Source organism: Polaromonas sp. CT11-55, from assembly GCF_047303325.1.
Taxonomy (GTDB): domain Bacteria; phylum Pseudomonadota; class Gammaproteobacteria; order Burkholderiales; family Burkholderiaceae_C; genus Polaromonas.
The window spans coordinates 1-279 of record NZ_JBKBEX010000071.1 but is presented as its reverse complement, the minus strand read 5'-3'; the positions used below and the strand labels follow the sequence as shown (position 1 = coordinate 279).

Annotated in this window: 1 protein-coding gene; it reads left to right on the top strand. The window is 72.4% G+C overall.

The features are described 5' to 3' along the window. Positions 1-20: 20 nt before the first annotated feature. On the top strand, positions 21-279 hold a 259-nt coding region (locus ACEN8I_RS24140; RefSeq protein ID WP_413331195.1), incomplete at its 3' end, for an AraC family transcriptional regulator ligand-binding domain-containing protein.

Here is a 279-nt window from a genome sequence, read left to right as displayed (position 1 = left end):
ATCGCAAGCGAGCCAATCGAATGACTTCAGGAGCCTCCAACCCGCGCCATGCGCGCCGGCCTGCACGCCGTCCGGGCTGCATGCCGCAGCCCGAGCTGCGCACCAGCTCGTCGGCATGGCTCGAGGGGGTGCTGAGGATGTTCGAGGCCGAGGGCCTGGACGTGCCCTCGCTGCTGCGCGACGCCGGCCTCGACCCCGAGTCGCTGCTGCGGCAGAACGCGCGCATCCCGGTCGACGAGGTCACCGTGCTGTGGCAGCTGGCCGTGGCGCGCGCAGGCC